At 68.9% G+C, this 20,984-nt stretch carries 7 protein-coding genes and 1 pseudogene; 6 read left to right on the forward strand and 2 right to left on the reverse strand.

Annotation, left to right across the window (positions count from 1 at the left end; translation table 11 throughout):
- The first annotated feature begins 65 nt into the window (after nucleotides 1-65).
- The gene (locus DID99_RS12615; protein ID WP_124666829.1) at nucleotides 66-12,455 is read left to right on the forward strand and encodes an LWXIA domain-containing protein; all 12,390 of its coding nucleotides are present in this window, start codon (nucleotides 66-68) and stop codon (nucleotides 12,453-12,455) included.
- Between the two features lie 119 nt (nucleotides 12,456-12,574).
- Here the strand turns inward: DID99_RS12615 and DID99_RS12620 are convergent, their stop codons facing one another.
- On the reverse strand, nucleotides 12,575-13,231 hold the full coding sequence (locus DID99_RS12620; protein ID WP_124666830.1) for a response regulator transcription factor: 657 nt from the start codon (nucleotides 13,229-13,231) through the stop codon (nucleotides 12,575-12,577).
- A 139-nt stretch (nucleotides 13,232-13,370) separates the two neighbouring features.
- Between DID99_RS12620 and DID99_RS12625 the strand changes: the two genes are divergently transcribed.
- The 3 genes from DID99_RS12625 (at nucleotide 13,371) to DID99_RS12635 (ending at nucleotide 18,425) form a co-directional block, all read left to right on the forward strand.
- Complete coding sequence (locus tag DID99_RS12625; RefSeq protein WP_124666831.1) at nucleotides 13,371-15,140, forward strand: hybrid sensor histidine kinase/response regulator; 1,770 nt, start codon at nucleotides 13,371-13,373, stop codon at nucleotides 15,138-15,140.
- Between the two features lie 477 nt (nucleotides 15,141-15,617).
- On the forward strand, nucleotides 15,618-16,499 hold the full coding sequence (locus DID99_RS12630) for a sterol desaturase family protein (protein WP_124666832.1): 882 nt from the start codon (nucleotides 15,618-15,620) through the stop codon (nucleotides 16,497-16,499).
- Between the two features lie 9 nt (nucleotides 16,500-16,508).
- Nucleotides 16,509-18,425: a serine hydrolase gene (locus DID99_RS12635; protein WP_124666833.1), complete on the forward strand. Its 1,917-nt coding sequence runs from the start codon at nucleotides 16,509-16,511 to the stop codon at nucleotides 18,423-18,425.
- A gap of 153 nt (nucleotides 18,426-18,578) precedes the next feature.
- Here the strand turns inward: DID99_RS12635 and DID99_RS12640 are convergent.
- Nucleotides 18,579-18,800 (reverse strand): annotated as a pseudogene (locus DID99_RS12640) (ankyrin repeat domain-containing protein); the annotation flags it as partial.
- On the opposite strand from DID99_RS12640, the gene DID99_RS37240 reads away from it, so the two are divergent.
- Together DID99_RS37240 and mdlC are read left to right on the forward strand one after the other, a co-directional pair.
- Nucleotides 18,779-18,931 carry a hypothetical protein gene (locus tag DID99_RS37240; protein ID WP_185733768.1) on the forward strand — a complete coding sequence of 51 codons (153 nt, stop codon included), beginning with the start codon at nucleotides 18,779-18,781 and terminating at the stop codon, nucleotides 18,929-18,931. The pseudogene DID99_RS12640 and the gene DID99_RS37240 overlap by 22 nt on opposite strands.
- A 413-nt stretch (nucleotides 18,932-19,344) precedes the next feature.
- Nucleotides 19,345-20,934, forward strand: a complete 1,590-nt coding sequence (gene mdlC, locus DID99_RS12645) for a benzoylformate decarboxylase (RefSeq protein ID WP_124666834.1) — start codon at nucleotides 19,345-19,347, stop codon at nucleotides 20,932-20,934.
- Nucleotides 20,935-20,984: the final 50 nt, after the last annotated feature.

Here is a 20,984-nt window from a genome sequence, read left to right on the forward strand (position 1 = left end):
GGACCATTGCGCGTGGCCCGCCTGCCGCTGTGCCGGCACGTCACGCATGCCGCGGGAGAACGGACATGGTGTTGATGGCTGTGGGCGGGGGCGGACCGGTGAACGTGCCGCAGCCGCAGGATGACAACGATCCGGCACCGACGAACGGGGCCGGCAGCACCCCGCCGGCGCAGACGCCGGAACAGCAGGCCCTCGCGGCCGCACAGGCCGAGACGCAGCGCCTGCTGCAGCTCGCGCAGGCCGAAATGGCGACGCTCAAGCGCCTGCACGACCAGGGCGCGTCGCAGGCCGATCTCGACAACCAGGTGAAGAAGGCCGAAGCGGCATGGGGCTCGGTGCAGGCGGCCGTCGAGAACCAGATGCGCGTCGCGGCCGACGGCGGCGGCGACACGAACAAGGCGATCGCGGGCGTGGCCTCGGATCTGCGCAATGCGACGCCGAACGATCCGGTGCTCGGCTCGGTGCTCGACGATGCGCAAAAGGCGGTGTCGGCCGAATCGGCGCCCGAGCGGGCGACCAACGTGAAGGCGTTCCAGTTCGCGCTGGCGATGCAGAAGGACCAGGCCGCGAACGCCGACGTGAAGCAGTACGACGCGCTGCCGGGCGGAATCCGGCGCGCCGATCCCGACACCGGCGTGCAACTTCGCCAGGCGGCCGGCACGGCCGACACGAATGCCAACAACGCCTACACGGCCCTCACCACCGCGTTGCGCCACGAGTACAGCACGTCGGCCGCGACGCTGCGCCTGAACGACGCGAAGGCCGACTACGCGGCGTGGCAGAAGGAGCCGGGCGGATTGCGTCGTGCCGACGAGGCCGACGTCACGCAGGCGCTGGCGCAGGCGCAGAGCCAGTACGACAAGGTCGTGACGGGCGGCGACGACACCGCACTGACCTACGTGACGGCCGACGAGCAGAAGCAGGTCGTCGCGTCGGTGAAGCAGAATCACGACGGCATGTGGTACACCGGCCTCGTCGACGCGCTGGGCGAGGAAAGCCAGCTCAAGCGCACGATCGCGACGATCAATCCCGACGATCCGTCGCTGTCGCCGCAGATGAAGCAGCTCGCGCAATCCGATCCGGTCACGTTCGCGCTGTTGCAGGACACCGGCGTGACCGTCGATCCGAACGATCCGAAGCTGTCGCCGCAGGAGAAGGCGCTCGCGCTGCAGAATCCGCTCGCGGAAGCGTTCGTCAAGCTGACGGGCATTCCGGTGAGCACCGACGGCAAGAGCGACGCGGACGCGAAGGCGCTGAACGCGCAGATCGACCAGGCGGGCGGCGTGTTCGCGTACGCGATGGCGCAGGCGCAGGCGGACAAGAACAATCCCGGTTACCAGAAGATCCAGACGCTGCTTGCGGCGGCGCCCGAGGTGCGGCTGCAGTACACGAAGCAGCAGGTCGCGCAGTTGATGCAAGGCCCGGGCAGCAATCCCGGCGCGGCGCTCCAGGTGCTGAAGACCAACATGGACGCGTCGTTCTCGCTCGACGAGCGCCAGACGCTGTGGACCCAGGCCGGCCAGCCGCATTTCGACGCGAAGTTCATCCATTCGCAGATCGATCCGCTGATGCAGAAGCCCGATGCGGATGCAACGGATCAGGCGAGCATGCGTGCGCGTTACGACGACACGATGAACGCCGACAAGGCCGGCAAGTGGATGCAGGACATCCTGAACAATGCGCCGCCCGAGTTCGCGGGCGTCGTGCTCGATACCGTCGAGCACGATTTCGGCAACAAGTGGATGCAGACGAACACGGGCACGCCGCAGCCGTACGGGCAAGGCACCGAGTTCTACAAGGGGCTCAGCAAGGCGGTCGGGCTGGCGGACCAGCAGCCGAACGCGAGCGGCGTGCCCGTGCGGCGCGAGGACGACGTCGCGAACTGGCTGCTTAACGACAAGGGCAACGCGAAGACGCTGATCTACACGCTGCGCGGCAGCAACACCGGCTACGGTTTCGACACCGTGCGCGAGGCGCTGTCGTCGGGTGTCGATCCGGCGCTGTCGAAGGCGCTGCTGTCGAAGATGCAGAACGACGACCGGTTCCAGGCGGGCTTCGCGAACGACTTCCAGCTGCGTTACGACCAGGGCACCAAGAGTGCGCAGAACAAGCAGAACAAGGACGCCGCCAACGCCAGCTACAAGCTGTTCCAGGCCGATCCGGACAAGCAGCTGAAGGCGTATTTCGACGACTTCCAGAAGAACTTCGACGACAAGTCCTACACGTTCACCACCGGCTCCGACCAGATGACGAACTTCGTCGGCGCGGGGCTCGGAATCCAGCCGGACGACCCGGCCGCGACGCCGACCGACCGCAACGACGTGCCGTCGATGGCGATGCTCGAGCAGTTGATCGTCGGCAACGGGCAGTTGCAGAACGGTGTGGCGGTCAACAGTCGGTCGCTGTACGCGAGGAATTCGGCGGCGACGCAGATGATCCAGACCGTCGTCGACCAGATCCGCAAGGTCGGCGGCGACCACGCGGTCGTGTCGCTGGTGCCGATCTACTACGTGTCGAAGGGGACCGGTACCGCGCCGAGCGCATTGTTCAAGGTGCAGGTCGCGAACCATCCGGACCAGTTCAAGCTGATCGACGATCGCGGCTGGAAGTACGACACCGTCGACGACTACCAGCACAACAACGCGCTGTCGGACGACGGCAAGCTGTACGTGCCGAAGAGCCTGACGAACGGCGCGGCGTCCGGCGGCTACTCTCAATACGAATCGATCGACGCGCACAAGACGGAGTGGTACCAGCACGTCGAACACTATCTCGAGATCGGCACGGGGATTCTCGCCGCGGCCGGCGGTGTCGTGCTGGTCGCGAGCGGCATCGGTGCGCCGGTCGGCGGCCTGATGCTCGGCGCCGCGTGGACCGCGGTCGGCGCCGGGATGGCGGTCGGCGTGCCGGCCGCGATCGGCGACCTGAACAATCTGAGCGAGCACGGGCAGTCGATCGGCTTCGGCAATGCGCAGGCGCGCGGCGACTGGATCAGCCTGATCGGCAGCGGCGCGGGCATCGCGGGCGGCGGGCTCGGCGTCGCGGCGAAGTCGCTCGCGGAGGCGTCGTCGCTGCTGCGCACGACGGGCCAGGTCTCGGACATGGTCACGCTGGCATCGCGCGGCGAGGGCGTGACGGCCGACGTGGCCGGTCTCGGCCGTTTCGCGCAGGAAGCCGACGCGTTCCAGTCGGTCGCGCAGACGACGGGCCGCACGGCCGGCGTGCTCAACGTCACGGGCGGCGCGATCGGCGGCTATCAGATGGTCGACCAGGGCGTGTCGCTCGTGAAGAACTGGGACGCGATGTCCGATTCCGATCGCGCGCAGCAGTTGCTGAACCTCGGGATCGGCGTCGCGCAGATGGGCCTCGGCTCGCATACGCTGATGGAACGGCCGATTCGGGCGATCACGAAGACGCCGGCCCCGCCGGCGACGCAGCGGCCGATCACGATCGACGTGGCGAACGCGATGTTCGCCAACGGGCTGGCGAACCAGCGCCTCGCGGTCGGCGAGATCGGCAACCCGTGGCAGCACGCCGAGGAACAGGCGGCCAGTTTCGGCGAGCCCGTCGGCGACGGCGAGCCGGTGTCGCCGGCGGAAGGCGGGCTGCGGTCGCGCTTCACCGCGTGGCTGCGCGCGCGCCGCACGCAGGGCACGCCGGACGACGGCGACGCGATCCTGCTGCGGCTCGCGCCCGATGCCGAAGGGATCGATGGCGAAGCGACGCCGGCCGTTGCCGCCGCGATCGCGGGCGATGATGCGACGCCGGCCGGGGCCGGCACGCCGGCGACGGCGGGACGCCCCGCGTCGTGGCCCATTCCCGCGCATGTGGCGGCCGATCCGGACGCGCTGGCCGGCGTGGTCGGGTCGATTCTCGACAGCGGCAACCGCCTCGAGGACGTCGAATACTACGTGTACGCGCTGGAGGACGGCGAAGGGAACGTGCGCAAGCCGGACGAAGACGGACTCCCGTCGACCGAACGCGGCAACCTGGGAGACGACATCCGGGCGGCGAACGCGGACGCGCGGCGCGCGGCGGCCGGGGACGATCCGGTGAAGCTCGCGGCCGCCGCCTCCAGCGAGGACGGCACGATCGGCGTCACGCGTTACGCGTCGTTCCACGACGCGATGATGGTCGCCCGCGGCGGCGTGGCGGCGGGCCGCTATCAGGTCGCGCTGGTCGACCACGGCGCGCTCGCCGCGGACGGTACGGTGCCGCCCGAAGCGGTGGTCGCCCGGGTCGGGCTCAACGACGCCGGCGACGCGCTGATGCTGTCGATGAACGACGCGTACGATCGCACGCTGCGCGTGATGTACCCGCGCGGGTTCGATCCCGCCAAGCCGCTGATCCGCAGCGAGGACGGCCGGCGTGTCGACGTGATCAACGCGCCGCCCGGCATGGACGAAACGCAATGGGGCGCGTATCCGCGCCGCGAAGCCGACCTCGCGATCTATTCGAACCATCCGCACCAGCCCGAGAACCGGCTGCCGGCGGGCGAGCGGCCATTGATGCCGGTGCCGCCCGGCTACTTCGCGGTGTACGCGCATGCGTGGTCCGACGCGTTCGCGAGCGCGACCGGCAAGCCGATGAGCGCGGAAGACCTGGCCGAGCTGGTGCGCCAGAGCGGCTGGGACGGCAAATCGCCGGTGATCCTCTATGCATGCGGCGCGGGTACGCGGGTGAGCCCGCTCGCGCAACTGCTCGCGAACGTGCTGGGGGTGGACGTGTACGGCGCAAGCGGCTTCGTCGCGTGGCGTTCGCCGCGCTATCGCAGCGACGGCAGCCCGGACTCCGGCTATACGACCGGCATCGTGGTGGAGCCCGGCGCCCCCAGCCTCGCGGGGAAGCCGGACCATTCGGTGCAGCATGCGCCGCGCACCTACCGCTTCTCGCCGGCGCTGGCGGTCATCGACCAGGGCGCGCACGCGGTCGACTGGAGCACCGTGGCGCCGCGCCCGGTGTCGAATCGCTGGGGCGCCAGCGGCGCGTCGGGCGACGCGCGCGTGCCGCTCGGCGTCTACGTCTGGCGCGTGCTGACGAATCGCGGCGGCGCGGTCATCAATCCGCGCAGCCGCCGCCCGGCGAGCGCGCTCGAGATGACCCACGCGCTGGAGGAACTGGCGTGGAAAGGCTATACGCCGGGCACGCCGATCGCGCTGGAGGGGCCGCACAGCGGCGCCGATCCCGAATTGCTGCAGGAATTCGCGGACCTGATCCAGGCGCCGGTGTTCGGCCGGCTCGGCGACGACGACGCGGCCGGCTGGCGGCGCGCGATCCCCGATCCGGGCCGCCGGCTCGCGCGCTTCCAGATCGAACCCGACGTGAACGGCAAGTTCTCGCCGGGCCGCGCGCAGCCGGTTCGCGTCAATCCGCTGGAATTGCGGCCGGTGCCGGGCTCGAATGTCGTGAACCTGCTGGGCCACGCGACCGCACGGCAGTTCCTGAAGGTTTCGGGCTTCGACATCGCCGAATCGCATGGCACGAAGCCGCGCGACGTGAGCTGGGACAGCGCGATCGCGATCACGAAAGACGGCAACACGATGTCGCCCAGGGAATTCGCGCGCAGCCTGCTCGAGGATCCGGCCTACACGGAAGGCAATGGCGTGCTGCTGACCGGCTGCTATCTCGGCTCCGGCGGCTACCCGTTCGCGCAGGAGCTCGCGTATGAACTTCAGGTGCCGGTGATCGCTTCGATCGCGTCCAATTCGATACGCGGCACCGGTGCGCTGGAACTGCACCCGAACAGCGACGACATCGTCGTGCCGGCACACGATCCGGATGTGTCGACGCGGCTCTACCTGCATGTCCCGGAGGCGCCTGACGCGAGCGAACCGCCGCTGGTGTTCGCCCGGCGCGGCGAACCCGTGCCGGGCACGGTGGCGCACGGGTACGACGGTGCGCCGGTCGAACCGGTGCGCCCGATCGACGCGCAGATCGATCCGGACGCCGACAGCGGGCCGCGCGGCAACACCGGCACGCCGGGCGATGCCGCGCGGCCGGGCGCGACGGCACATGGGCCGGCCCAGCCGCAGCCCCCGGCGCATCCGCGTCTCGCACCAGAGCCGGATGCGGGCGAGCCGCCCGTCGACGAGCCGGTTCCGGTCGTCGACGTCGCGCCGGGGCAGATTTTCACGGCGGACGAGTGGGCCGCGCGCACCGAGCAGGCCGCCGAGGCCGAAGCCGACGACGGCCTGTCGGGGATTCCGCAGAAGACGTACCGGAACAACAGCCGCGTCTATACGGACCGCGCGATCGCCAACGACGGCGTGATGACGACGACGATTCGCGGCGAGTCGGTACTGCAACCGGGCTTCGACGACGTGACCGGCGTCGACGCGACGCAGCACCCCGAATTCCTGCGTCCGGCCGACACGCTTTTGATGCCGGCCGACGACCCGCTGCATCCGGTCGGCGCGCGCGGGCTGATGTCGCCGCCGGGCCATCACGTCGTGTTCGGACACGGCATGTCGGCCGATGCGATGCTCGGCCCGGACGGCCGGCCGGTGACGCCGGACGAGGTGGCCGAGCGTGTCGCGCCGCAGCTCGAGGCGGGGCAGGACGTGACGCTGTATTCCTGTTTCGGCGGGTCGGACAAGCACGATCCGTTGCGCGTCGCGCCGGGCCAGGTGCGGGCCGCGAGCGGGACGTTCGCGGCCGCGCTCGCGCAGCGCCTGTCCGAACTCACCGGGCAGCCGACGTCGGTCTGGGCGCCGCAGGACATCCTGCTCGTCAAGCCGGACGGCTCGGCCACCGTGCGCGTGACGCGCCGGACCGGCGAGGTCGACAGCGATCGCCTGCCGATGCAGCGCTTCGTCGGCGATCCCGCGCGGGCAGGCCGCCCGGCACTGCCCGCCGGACCGGACGCGGAACCGGCGCCGAGCGCCGCGCATACGGCGCCGCCGCCACGGGCCGAGCGGCCGGCGCGTCCGACGGTGCCGCGCGTGCCCGATCCGACGTTCGCCGATCCCGGCTACGACTTCACGCCGATTCCGGACGGCACGTTCGAATCGGTCACGCTCGACCATCCGTTCCGCAGCGCGCTGGCCGACCGGCCGGGCGTGATCGGCGATGCCGCGCGCGTGACGCAGGCCGGCGGCACCGTGAGCCAGCACTGGCCGAGCTATTTCCTCGACGGCCCCGAGCCGACCCGCGTGATCGACGACGTGATGCAGGCGTTCGACGCGGCCGGCCTGACGAACCTGCGCGTCGAATTCGTGACGGCCGACGGCAGCATCGTGCTGGGCAGCGGCACCGATTTCGGCGCGCTCGATCCCGAGGCGGGCTGGTTCCGGTTCAGCGGCACGGTGCCGGACGCCGCGGCGTCGGCAGCGCACGCGACGGGCCGCACGGCCGCCGAAGCGCGGCGCGCGTTGCCGGAAGGCGTGACGACGGTCGCGCACGACGATCTCGGGCAGGCGCTCGATGCGGCGCAAGCCGGGCCGCGCAATCACGCGTACGTGCCGGCCGATGCGCTGCCGGACGACATCGCGTTCGCGCAGGGCGACCTGACGCCGGCGGAACGCGTCGCGGCCAGCGCCACCGCGCATCTGGCCGCGGTCGAGGCCGCCGCACCGGCCGACGTCGTGCTGCTGTCGGCGCTCGGCCACGATCCGGCGAGTGCGCTGCGCATCACCACGCCCGACGGCGGCTCGCTGTTCAAGCCGGCCGGCGTCGACATGTATGTCGTGCGCACCCGCGATGCGGCGACGGGCGACGTGTCGTACCGGCTCGTCGGCGTGGATCGTTCCGGCTTGCCGGAAGGCTATGCGGCTGTGCATGCCGGCGGGACGCGCGCGCTCGGCGCGGTCGACGGCAACCCGACCTGGCCGAGGTTCGGCCACGCGGGGCCGGCCGGCCGTCTGGCGAGCGCGGCCGGCGACCCGGCAAGCAACCTGTCCGCTGCAGTGCCCCCGGCTACCGTTTCCGGTCATTCAGCCGCCCCGGCCGCGCCGCAGGGTGCCGCAGCGATCGAGGCGGAACATCAGGCGCGCGCCGCCGACTGGCTCGACACCCTCGGCCGCCGCACGCTCAAGCGTGTCGACGGCCGGCATGCGCCCACGCTGGACGGACTCGCCCGGCAGCTCGGCCCCAACGCGCATGTGCTGGTCACCGCGCATCACACGCCGCCCGACGGCGCCGCGGCCTACACGCCGCCGGCCTTCGTCGCGGTGCTCGAGACCGACGCGAACGGCGCGCTCGGCCCGGTGCGGATGCTGAACGGCAAGCGCGTGCCGCCCGCGCTTACCAAGGCGCTGGAAAATGCCAACAGCGGCGGCCGACGCGCACGCGGGAAGTTCGATTTCCATGTGTCGCCGGTCGCGCATGACGAACTGGTGGCGTTCGGCGGCCCGTCGAAGATCGAGACGCCGGACGGCAAGACGTCGTGGGACGTGACGGCGTCGGGCCATGCGATCGAGACGACGCTCGCGGGCGACGTGTCGAAGCTGCAGGACGCGCCGGTCTTCAAGCGGCCGCGCCAGGCCGTGCGTGCGGTCTCCGGCGCGCAGCGCTGGATTCACGTGGTCGACGACGAGACGGGCAAGGTGCTCGGCCATGCGGAACGCAACACGAATCACGAGTGGAAATATTTCGAAAAGGCGTCGCTCGGCGATACGGAGATCCCCGAGCAGGATCTGCGCACGGTGTTCCGGCGCCGCCGCCGCGGCGGCATTCCGGTCGGCCGGTCGCCGCGCCGCGGGATCCGCTTCGTCGTCAGCGACGTGGCGCCGGCCACCGTCGACCGCATCGGCGGGTTCCGGCCGGCGAAGGCAGCGCCGGCCGTCGAGAAGAAACCGATCCGCTCGGCCGGCGACCTGTTCCAGTCGATCGTGCCGGTGCGCCGGCCGCTGGCGCGCGCGGAGCAGGGCGACGACGCGAACGCCGCGCCGCTGGCGCCGGTCGATCCGCATCTGTTGCCGTCGGACCAGTCCGCGCTCAACGCGGTCGACTTCAGCGGCAACAGCGTGTCGCACCTGCTGACCGCGATCCGCAACGGCGCGCTGGACGGCGGCCGCCATGTGATCTACGTGTTCAGGACGGACGGCGCGGTGGCCGAGGCGCTCGGAGATCCACTCGGCGTGATCGCCGAGCGCGATGGCGAGATGCGCTGGTTCGACAAGATCCCGCAGGTCAGCAACAAGAACCATCCGGGCGTGCCGCTCGACGCCATGCCGATCGGCAACGATCGCTTCGGCACGGACGTGCATTTCCTGCTCACGCAACTGTCGCCGCGCGATTTCCTGACCAGCGCGCGGCCGACGCGCGTCGCCGCGCTCGAGGCGCGCGCGAAGGCGCTGCACGATCAATGGAAGGCGGCGGAAGCGCGCGGCCTGCACTCGGCGCCGTTCCGCGCGCTCGCGGCGCGCACGCGGCACGGCTACAACGAGGTGCTCGCCGACTTGCGGCGCCTGGGGAGCAAGGGCACCGCGCCCGAGCCGCTGTCGATCGAGCCGTACCAGCCGGGGCTGTCGTCGGCGACCTCCGTCGAGTTCAGCCTGCGCCACGGCGCGGCGAAGCCCGAGCAGTATTTCGCGACGCACCAGCAGATCGAGGCATACAACAAGCAGGCGCAGCGGCCCGGCGACGTGAACCTCGTGCTGAAGGGCGAGCCGCAGGCCGTGATGGTCGACGTCGGCATGTGGCGCACGCTGCTCAACAAGCTGTACGTCGCGCGCGACGTGTCGACGTCCGCATCGCGGTTCCTGCCGGTGCCGGGCAAGCTGCGCGCGCGGACGCGCAACCTGGGCGCGGCGACCGTCGCCGACAAGCGGATCCGGCAGATCTTCACGCGCTCGAGCGAAGCGTTGCAGGATCGCATGGTGCCGATGGCGCGCTCGTTCTCGCTGAGCGACGATCCGGCGTTGATGGGCGCGCTGGTCGAGCGGTATGGCGGCGTGATGCCGGTCGCCACGCTCGTGATCGATCCGCATTCGCTCGCGGCGGTGCTCGGCAAGGCGCACGATCCGGATTTCCTGCGCGCGGTGCGCGCGCTCGGCGACCAGCAGCACGCCGTGTTCGACGGCGAGAACGGGATGATCCATCCGGCCCCGGGCTCCGACGGGAAGGCGCTCGCGCTCGACGATCTCGCGCATCTGCATCGCTGGCTCGACGAGGCCGCACGCACCGGTTTCGCGATCCGGCTCGAGACGGCGCCGTCGCGCGCGCTCGTGTCCGGCGCCGACTACCGGTTCCAGTCGGGCACCAACGACACGTATCACGATTACGTGCGTGTGATGACCGCCCTCGAACGCTGGTCGAACGCGCATCCCGACACGAAGGCGCCGAACGTGATGGTCACGTTCCACGGCTGGGACGCGGTACCGGAATCGGTGCCGGGCGGCGGACACGAGAAGCTGCTGCGCGCGGTGCTCGAGCGCAAGGGGCTCGAATGGGTGCACATGGGGCTGTCGTACGGCACCCACGGCGCCGACTTCATCGGCAACCAGGATCTCACCGGCGCGCTCGCCAAGCTGATCGTGGAGAACCGCAACCGGCCCGAGATCATCGATCGCCTGCATGGCGCCGATGCGCTCACGCGCGTGTTCGAGCGGGTCGACCAGCAGACGCTGGCGAACCAGCATCAGCTGCTGTTCGCGGAAGTCGAGCGGCTCGGCGCCGCGGACGGCATGACGCCCGCGGACATCGCCGCGCTGCGCCAGAAGCTCTACGAAGGCAACACGACCGTCTGGCTGAACCAGGCGCGCAAGGCGACGATCGAGCATGCGATGCCGCTGTGGGACGCCGACGGCAACCCGCCGCGCACCGGGACGGACGAGGGCGCACGCAGGTTCGGCGGCCGCTGGCTGGCCGACTACGGCGCCGGCGTGCCCGACCGCGTGACCACCGGCAAGCGGCCGGCCGCCGCCGACCCGCTCGACCACTGGCGCGCGGTCGTGCACGATCCGGCGCTGATCAACGACGGCACCAAGCCGATCGGCACGAGCCGCCGGGAAGCGGCGCAGCTCGCGAAGGTCGACATTCCCGACGCGAAGCGCGCGCAGGCGGAACTGCATGCGCTGCGGGTGCACGACGAACCGATCGGCGAGAACACGCCGCCGCCATCGTCCAGGCGGATCGCCGGCGACATCGCGGCGGCCACCGTGACCGGCGGCGCCGGCGCGGGCGTGCTCGTCGCGGTCGGCCGGGAGTCGGTGCGCACCGCGACGAACTCGCTGTATGCGGGCCTGCGGGTCGGGCGCGTGTTCCAGGCGCTGCATCACGGCGCGGTCGCCAGCCTGAAGAACGGCGATCCGCGCGTGTTCGATCGCGTCGTCGACCGGCTCGTGCGCGGGCTGCAGGCACAACTGAAGGCGAACGGCTTCGACGTGGACGCACGCGGCGCGCAGCTGGAGCAGATCGCGCACGAAGGCAAGGCGATGGCCGCCCAGCTGCGCGCGCTGAACGACGACGGGATGCTGTCGTTCGACGATACCGTCGCGCATACGAAGGCGATCGCCGCCGACATGCTCGCGCAGATGCAGGGCGTGGTCGGCGGGACGTCGCTGAAGCTGCTGCATCACGGCAGCCCGCGCCATTCGGTCGGCCGCGTCGGTCGTGTGCTGGCGCTCGGCGGCTACGGCGGTTCGATCACGATGAATGCGTTCAGGGCGATCACGCACGGCGACCTGCTGGCCGGCGGACAGGCGATCGGCGGCGCGTTCAGCGCCGTCTACACCGGCATCGTTTACAAGGGCAGCCTGCGCGGCGTGAATGCCGAGAACCGCAGCCAGCTGGCGCGGATCGCGAGCGCGACCGGCGACTACCTGACCTCGGCGGTCGGCATCGCAACCGGCGTGCATACCGCGCTGACCGTGGATCCGGTGACCGGCACGCTGACCGCGATGTCCGGCGCGCTGCTCGGCGCCGGGCGGCTGCATTCGCATTTCCCGAACGCGACGCCGTGGATGGAGCGCTTGCCGACCGGCATCGCGCTGGCGCCCGTGGCGATCTTCGGGATCATGCAGGGGATCAGCCTGTACACGTCGGCAACCGCGTCGGACGATCAGCACAAGGCGCCGGGTTCGTCGCCGAAACCGTCGGGTTCGAGTGCCGGGGCGCCGACGCCGGGTGCGTCGGGTGCGTCGTTTGCGCCGTCGCCCGGCACGACGAGCGCACCGGTGCAGCCGAATGCGTCGGCACCGCCGTCGGCAGCGGCGTCGGCGAGCGCGCAGCCGTCGGGTACGTCATCGCAACCGGCGCAGCCTTCGACGGGTGCACCGAGCCCCGCGCCCACGCCGCTGACGGTGACCGTGGCGGCCGGCGATTCGTTGTGGACGATCGCGCAAAGTCACGAAGGATCGTTGCTTGCCGCGGCACACGTGCCGGCCGACCAGCAGCAGCGGATGTCGGACGGTCAGCGGATCGACGTCGCGCTCAACGAGATCCTGCAACTGAACCGGAACCTGGCGAGCAAGCCGGGCGAGATCGATCCGGGGCAGCAGGTCGTGGTCGGGTGACGGGGGCGGCGCGCGGAACGTGTGCGGGGCGGATGCAAGCGACGCGTCGCGCGTGACGACGAGCGACGGGCGGGCGCGCCACGACGCGCATGCATGCGTCGTCGTCGCCGGCCCGCGCGTCAGCGCAGGATTGCCTCCGCGCCGACATCGTCGGACCGCGGCAGCACGGTCAGGCCGTCGCGCAGCGCATACGCGATCACTTCGGCGACGTTGTGCAGCGCCAGTTTCGACATCAGGTTCTGTCGATGCTTGCGTACCGTTAGCACGCTGAGATTCAGCTTGATGGCGATGTCCTTGCTCGAGTGCCCGTTGGCGATCAGCACGAGGATTTCCTTCTCCCGGGCCGTCACGGGCGGCACGGCGGCGGCGGTGTGCTCGAGGACATGGGCGAGCGAGTCGCTGACATAGCGGATGCCCGACAGCACCAGCGCGACGGCACGCAGCAGCTCGTCGCCGTCTTCGTGCTTGAGCATGTAGCCGTCGACGCCGATCGCCACGGCCGCCCGGACCGTGGCCGGGTTCTGATTGCCCGTGACGACCAGGATCCTGGTCTGCGGCGATTGCGCCTTGACTTGCTTCGCCAGTTCGATGCCGGGGAAGCCGGGTAGATCGAGATCGAGCAACAGCAAATCGGCCTGCGTATCGCACACCAACTGACCGACCATCCGGCCGTCGCCGGTCTCCCCCACGACGGTCCAGTTCGCTCGCGTCTTCAGCAGCAACTTCAGCCCGTCGCGAATGATGGCGTGATCTTCGGCAAGCACGATTTTTTTCATTTTTCTTTCGCCTTCTCCCGGCGCACCCGGAAGCTCGTTCCTTTGCGACAATACGATGCAACCCCGTTGCGACGTGTCACGCGGCGGGCGAGATCGACGCCCGCTCCGTTCAACGCCGGATCCGCTACGCGATTTTGAAATGGCAAACAGGATAGCGCAAGAATACCGTGCCGACGTGCAGCTGGAACTGGTCAATACGCTGTACCGACAGTCTCCGCCGATCCTGTTCGGCAACATCGCCGTCGTCAGCCTGACCACCTTTCTGTTGTGGAACGAGGTGTCGCGGCATGCGCTGCTCGCATGGGCCGCGGCGATCTGCGTGCTGACCGCGATCCGTACCGTCATGGTCTGGCGGGATCGCCGCGCGGGCGAACATCCTGCCGGGACGGCCACGCGCCGCGCGCGGAAATACATGGTGTTCGCGGGCGTGTCCGGCTGCCTGTGGGGCGCCATGGGCGTGCTGTTCTTTTCGCCGGACAACACGATCGTGACCGCGCTGATCTGCATCGTGCTGGCCGGCATGACCGGCGGCTCGGTGGCGTCGCTCTCGTCGTGGTGGCCGACCTACGTGGCTTATGCGTTGCCGACGGTGCTGCCGTTCGCGATCCGCTCGTTCGCGTACGGCAGCGCGCTGTTTTCGGTGCTGGGCTTCCTGTCGCTGTTCCTGCTCGCGGTCAATCTCGCCTTCAGCCGGACGCTGCAGCGTACCGTGCGCGATGCCGTGTCGCTGCGCTTCGAGAACGTCGACCTGATCCGGCAACTGACGCAGGAGAAGGAGCGCGCCGAACTCGCCAATCGAAGCAAATCGCAATTCCTGGCCGCCGCCAGCCACGACCTGCGTCAGCCGACGCATGCGCTCGGCCTCTACATCGCGACGCTGCGGGCGATGGCGCGCGCGCCGAGCGTCGACGGAACCGCTCTCGACGACATCGCCGAACGGCTCCGCACCGCGTTGAAAGGCATGTCGCAATTGCTGAACGTGTTGCTGGACATTTCCCGGCTCGACGCGGGCGTGATCGATGTCGAGCCGCGCCGCTTCGCGCTGCAGCAGGCGCTCGACGCGCTGGACAGCCAGTTTCGTCAGGCCGCGCTGGCCAAGGGGGTGACGCTCAGGATCCGGCCGACCGCGATCTGGCTGGAAACCGATGCGGTGCTGCTGCACACGATCCTGTCGAACCTGCTGTCGAATGCCGTGCGCTATACGCAGCGCGGCGGCATCCTGCTGGCCTGCCGGCGTCGCGGCACCGACGTCGAGATCCAGGTCTTCGATACCGGCATCGGCATCGCGGGCGATCAACTGCCGCACATCTTTCGGGAGTTCTACCAGATCGGCAACGCGGCGCGGGACCGCGAGCAGGGGCTGGGCCTCGGGCTCGCCATCGTGCAGCGCACGGCGGCGCTGATCAATGCGAGCGTGCAGGTGCGTTCGACCGCGGGCCGCGGCTCGCTGTTCTCGGTGCGGCTGGCCATGGCCGACCATGCCGCGTCGCACGCCACCGGCGCGCACCCGTCGGGCGAGCGTGCGGACCCCGAGCGCGGGCAGGCGCGCAAGACCATCCTCGTCGTCGACGACGATCGCGACGTGCTGGCCGGCATGCAGACGCTGCTTCAGACCTGGGGGCATACCGTGATCGCCGCGCCATCGCTGGAGCGTGCGATCGCGCTTGCCGCGCCGCGGCGCGCCGAACTGGACATGATCGTGACGGACTTCAGGCTGGCGGGGCACGTGACCGGCGCCGATGTCGTCCACCGGGTGTTCCGCGTCATCGGACGCGAGATTCCGGCCATCATCATTACCGGCGATACGTCGCCCGAGGGCATCCATGCCGCTTCGTCGAGCGGCTTCAGCGTGATGCACAAGCCGCTCGACCCGCAGGAAATGCAGACCTTGATCGACGCGCCGGCGTGACGGCGTGACGACGCAGCGATGTCATCGCACCGCGCCTGCTCGGCACCCGCACGCGAATGCGACGCGTTCGCGACGGCAGCCGGCGCGGCCGGCGCAGCGGCGACGGCACTACTGCATCTGCGGTATTTCCCAAACGAAACGGGTGCAGTACCTTCGCACCTGCTGGCAATCGTAAAAAACAGTCGCGCGGGGTAGCGAAGAAGGCAGGACAGCCGGGGAGACCAACCCACGGTTCAGGCCGCACGTCCGATCGAATCGGCACGGCGCCGGCACGGCCTGATGCCGCGGAACAGGATCGGTCGCAGTGCGGCCGATCCTGTTCCAGGCGTCGTCCTTTCTGAAAGCAACGCGACAGGGTGCCGTGCCTGCACCCTGAATCGCGCTCGCCTTGCGCATGAGCCGACCGGCCTCTCGCGGTCGAATCCTTGAACGGTCATGGCGCGGCCTTGCCGCCCGCCTGCCTGGAGCGCAACGGTGATGGACAATCTGCCCAATATCATGGTGGCCGCGTTCCCGGCCTTCGCGGTGCTGATCGCCGTGGAAATCGCACTCGCGGCGGTGCTCGGCCGGTCGCTGTACCGGACCCGCGACACGCTGGCGAACCTCGCGCTCGCGGCCGGCGCATTCGTCGCCAGCGTGCTGACCGGCGGGCTGGTGCTGGCGGTACTGAGCTGGGTGTACGCGCACCGGCTCTTCACGATCCCGACGAACGTCTGGTGGGCGTGGGTGCTGTGCTTCTTCGCGGACGATTTCAGCTACTACTGGTTCCACCGCCTGAGTCACGAGGTGCGCTGGTTCTGGGCGTCGCATTCGGTCCACCATTCGTCGGAACAATACAACCTGTCGGTATCGCTGCGCCAGACGTGCACGGGCACGATCACCGGATCGTTCCTGTTCTGGGCGTGGATGCCGTGGGTCGGGTTCCATCCGAAGATGATCCTGTTCATGCAGTCGGTGAGCCTGATCTACCAGTTCTGGATCCACACCGAAGCGATCGGCAAGATGCCGCGCTGGTTCGAAGCGCTGCTGAACACGCCGTCGCAGCATCGCGTCCATCACGGCAGCGATTTCGACTATCTCGATACCAACTACGCCGGCACCACGATGATCTGGGATCGGCTGTTCCGCTCGTACACGGCCGAGCGATTCACGCCGCACTACGGGCTGACGTCGAGCATCGGCACCGACAATCCGTTCAGGATCGCGTTCTACGAGTGGCGCAATATCGCGCGCGACCTCGCGAAAGCCGACAGCCTGCACACCGCGATCCAGTACCTGATCCGGCCGCCCGGCTGGAGTCCCGACGGCAGTTCCCTGACGACGCGCGATGCGCGGCGTGCCGCACAGCAGGTTTCCTGAGAAGGCGATATGGCTCACACACGCGATCCACACGACCGGCGCCACGATGCGGCGCCATCCAGCGCCGGCCGCCGGCAATTCCTCGAATACGCGGGCGCGGGGTTGTTGTCCGCGATGCTGCCCGGGTGCGGCGGCGCGGATACGATTCAGCGGTCGACCTACGACGCGACCATCGCGGCGGGGCGGCAAACGATCCAGGCCGCGCTCGATGCCCATCCGCGGAACCTCGCGGGCATCTCGGTCGCGTTGCTCAAGGGCAATCAGGTCGTGTGGGCGCAGGCGTTCGGGAATGCGTCGATCAACCCGGCGGTCGCCGCCACGCCGACGACGCGCTACAACATCGGTTCGGTATCCAAAGTGATCGCGGCGCTGGCCGGCGTGATCCTGCAGGATCGCGGGCTGATCGACCTCGACGCGCCGATCGTACGGTACGTGCCGTCGTTCACCATGCTGTCGCCGCAGTATGCGCAGATCACGTCGCGTCATCTGCTGTCGCATTCGTCCGGGCTGCCCGGCCAGAACGTCGACGACATGTTCTCGTATGCGCCGATTCCGGGCTATGCGGCGACCGCGCAAAAGGTGCTCGCCAACGAACACCTGAATCATGCGCCGGGCCAGTTCGCGGTGTACTGCAACGACGGTTTCACGATCTTCGAGCTGGTGGTCGCGGCAGTCACCGGGCTGAGCTTCGCCGATTTCGTTCAGCGCGACATTCTCGCGCCGCTGAACATGACGAATTCCGGCTTCCTGACCAGCGTGCCGACGAGCGGCCAGTTCGCGCTGGCGTACGCGAACGGCATCCAGTACGGGCAGGAATTCGCGAATCCGTACGCCACCGGCGGCCTGTCGACGACGCCGCTCGACATGATGAACCTCGCGCAACTGTTCATCGGCAACGGCGTGTTCCAGGGGCGGCGCATCGCGTCGGCTGCCGGAATCGCCGACATGCTGACGGACCAGACCGACCGGTGGCAGATCAAGTCGACCCGGCTCGGTTACTCGTATGCCTATGGTCTCGGCTGGGACGACGTCGACGATCCGGTCCTGCGCGCGGCCGGCGCCGCCGGCGCGTACAAGAGCGGCGGCACGCAGTTCTTTTCAAGCCATTTCTACGTGCTGCCGGCGGCGCAAATGGCGCTGATGATCACCGGCAGCACCGGCTATGACGCGGCCGGCATCGCGCCCGCGATCCTGCTGCAGGCGTTGCAGGAAGACGGCAGCATCGCCGGGGCCCCCGCGAAGGTGAATGTCGCTGCACCGCCGGCGGCTGCGTCGCCGGACGTTTCCGCCGTCGGCGGCGTCTACGGCAACGAATCGGCGCCGATGCAGGTCGTCGTGAACGCGGACGGCAGCCTGGCGTTGACGCAATGGAACGGCACGGCGTGGACGGACGCCGGCTCGAACAGCGCGCCGTACGTGTATCGCAGCGACGGCTGGTGGTGGAGCGACGGCGATACCGTGTCGTACCGGTTCGATATCCTGCCGGGCACGGACGACGCGGGCAACGCGGTGAGCAATCGGTATCTGACCAAGCGTGTGGTCGACGGCTCGGGCTATGTGTTCCGCGTCGCGCCGTATGCACAGCAATTGCCGGTGCTGCCGCAGCTCGGCGCCGCCTGGCAGGCGCGTGTGAACACGTCGTGGAACGTGATCAACGAATCGGCGCAGTCGGTGTTCTCGGGCGGCAAGCTGCGGGTGTCGCTCGGCAGCCTCGACGCGTTGCCGGGCTATGTCCTGTTCGCTTACAGCACCAGCGGCGGCGCCCACTTCAATTACCAGTTGTTGAAGCCGCTGGCCGACGACCGCTGCGGGATGACCGTGCAGATACCGGTGATGCCCGGCCGCGATCTGTTCGAAATCAGCATGACGAACGTGAGCAATGTCGAGACGATGGCGGCTTCCGGATGGCTGTGCCAGCGCGCGTGAGGGCCGGCGGGAAGGGCGCGAGGCGCGACGATCAGCGGCATGACCGACGCGCCGGCAAGCCGGCTCCGGTGTTAAGGCCGGAACGTGTGCCTTCGTGACCTTGTGCCGCATGACGATCGACAGGCAGTCAACCTCGAGGGCAAGCTCGAGCGGTCACGGCCTCGCTCGCAACGTCACATCGGCATTCGGCGTCGCGCCCACCTTTTCGAGCGCCGCAACCGCGGCGTCGTTGCCTTGCAGGATGGCGTTCTGCAGTGCGGTGCGGCCGAGCGCATCGACGTGATCCGGGTTCGCGCCACGGCCGACGAGCACCGGCAGCATGTCGAGGCGGCCGAACAGCGCGGCGAACGACAATGCCGTTTCGCCGGCGGGATTTCTTCGCAGGGCTGATGCAGGGCCTCGACATGACGACCTGGGTGCAGTTGCCGGACGGCAACCTGCAGGTGCGGTTCAACAGCGGCGTGATCCAGTATCGGCAGGGCACCGGCGCCTGGACCGACGCGTAGGCGGCCCGCCCGGGTGAAGCCGGCGCGGGACACGCGAGCGTGCGCCGGCGCAGTTGTCATCGCCGCGTCGATCAGCGTCACGCTGCCGCTTGTTTCAGCCGCGACGGCCGCTCGGCGGTTGAAAGGGGCTAAATGAATCGAACAAGGTCCCGAGTTGTCCGGTACTAGGTGTCTTCCCTGAACGGGATCGCCATGGCCGCTCACCGCGGCCGCCGCAGAGCCGGCGATGACGGCGTACGGCCTTGACCCGCAAGGCTTCCGGGCGGAATGGACGCATCCGGCAGCCCGATTGACCCATGCCAGAAAGTAATGACTTTGAGCAATTTTGGCAATTTTCAAACAATGCATCGAATCCCATACTGCGGCTCATCCAATCACCGCCAGCCTGAGTGGCGAACCGCAGAGGACTCGAGATGCAACGAAACACAAGTGGGCAGCCGACCGTTCGCGATGCCGTCGTGGACTTGATGCGGCGCCTCGGAATGACGTCGGTGTTTGCCAATCCCGGCTCGACCGAGCTGCCCATGTTCCGCGACTTCCCGGAGGACTTCCGGTACGTGCTGGGATTGCAGGAAGCCGTCGTCGTCGGTATGGCGGATGGATATGCCCAGGCCAGCGGCAATGCCGCTCTGGTCAATCTGCATTCGGCGGCCGGTGTCGGCAACGCGATGGGCAACATATTCACGGCTTTCAGGAACCGGACGCCGCTGATCATTACTGCCGGCCAGCAGGCCCGTTCAATTCTGCCGTTCGATCCGTTTCTGTCGGCATCGCAAGCAACCGAGTTGCCGCGGCCCTATGTGAAGTGGAGCATCGAACCGGCTCGTGCCGCGGATGTTCCGCTTGCGCTCGCCCGTGCTTACCACGTGGCGATGCAGGAGCCGCGTGGCCCGGTGTTCGTTTCCATTCCGGTCGACGACTGGGATCAGCCGGCCGACCTCGTCGAGGCGACACGGGTCAGCACCCGGTTCCGCCCCGATCCGGCATCGATCGCGGAGATCGGTGACGCGCTGGACAACTGCAAACGGCCGGCCATCGTCGTCGGCGCGGAACTCGATCGTGCCGACGCCTGGAGCGAGGCCATCCAGCTCGCCGAGCGCCACAATGCGCGGGTTTATGTCGCGCCGATGTCGTCACGCTGCAGCTTCCCTGAAGATCACCGACTTTTCGCCGGATTCCTTCCGGCGATGCGCGAAAAAATCGTTCGGATTCTGGATGGGCATGACTTGATCTTCGTCATCGGGGCGCCGGCTTTTGCGTATCACGTCGAAGGCAGTGGGCCGCATGTGCCTGATGGCGCGGCGTTGTACCAATTGATCGACGATCCGGCTACCGCGGCGTGGACCCCGGTCGGCACGTCGGTGGTGGCGAACGTTCGCCTGGGGCTGTCGGACCTGCTCGCCCGTCCGGCGCCGCGTGGCCGGCCGTTGCCGGCACCTCGCGAGGTCGTCGAGCGAGCCGAGCCCACGGCGGTCATGTCGGTCGCGTATGCGTTGCAGACGCTCTCCGAGGTGCGCGACGCAGCGGATATCGTGGTCGAGGAGGCGCCAAGTTCGCGGCCCGTCATGCAGCGTTATCTGCCGTTCACGCGCAGTCAGACGTTTTACACGATGGCAAGCGGCGGTCTGGGCTACGGCATGCCCGCCGCGGTGGGCGTGGCGTTGGGCAAACCCGGCAGCCGCGTGATCGGCCTCATCGGTGACGGCTCGACGATGTATTCGCCCCAAGCGATCTATAGCGCGGTCCAACTCGATCTCCCGATCACCTTTGTCATCCTGAATAACGCCCGCTACGCCGCCTTGCAGGAATTTGCGCCCGTCTTTGGCTTCTCCGCGTCGGATCCGGTACAGGGCACCGACCTCGCGGGGCTGGATTTCGTTTCTCTGGCCAACAGCATGGGTTGCGAAGGGGTGCGAGTGAGCGACGCGCCGTCGCTGAAGTCCGCGCTGGAAGACGCTTTGTCTTCGGGCAAAACGCGCCTTGTAGAAATTGTCGTGGCCTGACCGCGCGTCGTTGGTTCGACAGGCTGGCTTTTCAAACATATTCCAGGAGA

It is taken from the genome of Burkholderia sp. Bp8986 (genome assembly GCF_003854225.1).
GTDB lineage: Bacteria > Pseudomonadota > Gammaproteobacteria > Burkholderiales > Burkholderiaceae > Burkholderia.

Coding starts and splice junctions, on each gene's coding strand:
- DID99_RS12615 (WP_124666829.1), top strand. CDS start 66: ATGGTGTTGATGGCTGTGGGCGGGGGCGGACCGGTGAACGTGCCGCAG.
- DID99_RS12620 (WP_124666830.1), bottom strand. CDS start 13,231: ATGAAAAAAATCGTGCTTGCCGAAGATCACGCCATCATTCGCGACGGG.
- DID99_RS12625 (WP_124666831.1), top strand. CDS start 13,371: ATGGCAAACAGGATAGCGCAAGAATACCGTGCCGACGTGCAGCTGGAA.
- DID99_RS12630 (WP_124666832.1), top strand. CDS start 15,618: ATGGACAATCTGCCCAATATCATGGTGGCCGCGTTCCCGGCCTTCGCG.
- DID99_RS12635 (WP_124666833.1), top strand. CDS start 16,509: ATGGCTCACACACGCGATCCACACGACCGGCGCCACGATGCGGCGCCA.
- DID99_RS37240 (WP_185733768.1), top strand. CDS start 18,779: ATGCCGTTTCGCCGGCGGGATTTCTTCGCAGGGCTGATGCAGGGCCTC.
- mdlC (WP_124666834.1), top strand. CDS start 19,345: ATGCAACGAAACACAAGTGGGCAGCCGACCGTTCGCGATGCCGTCGTG.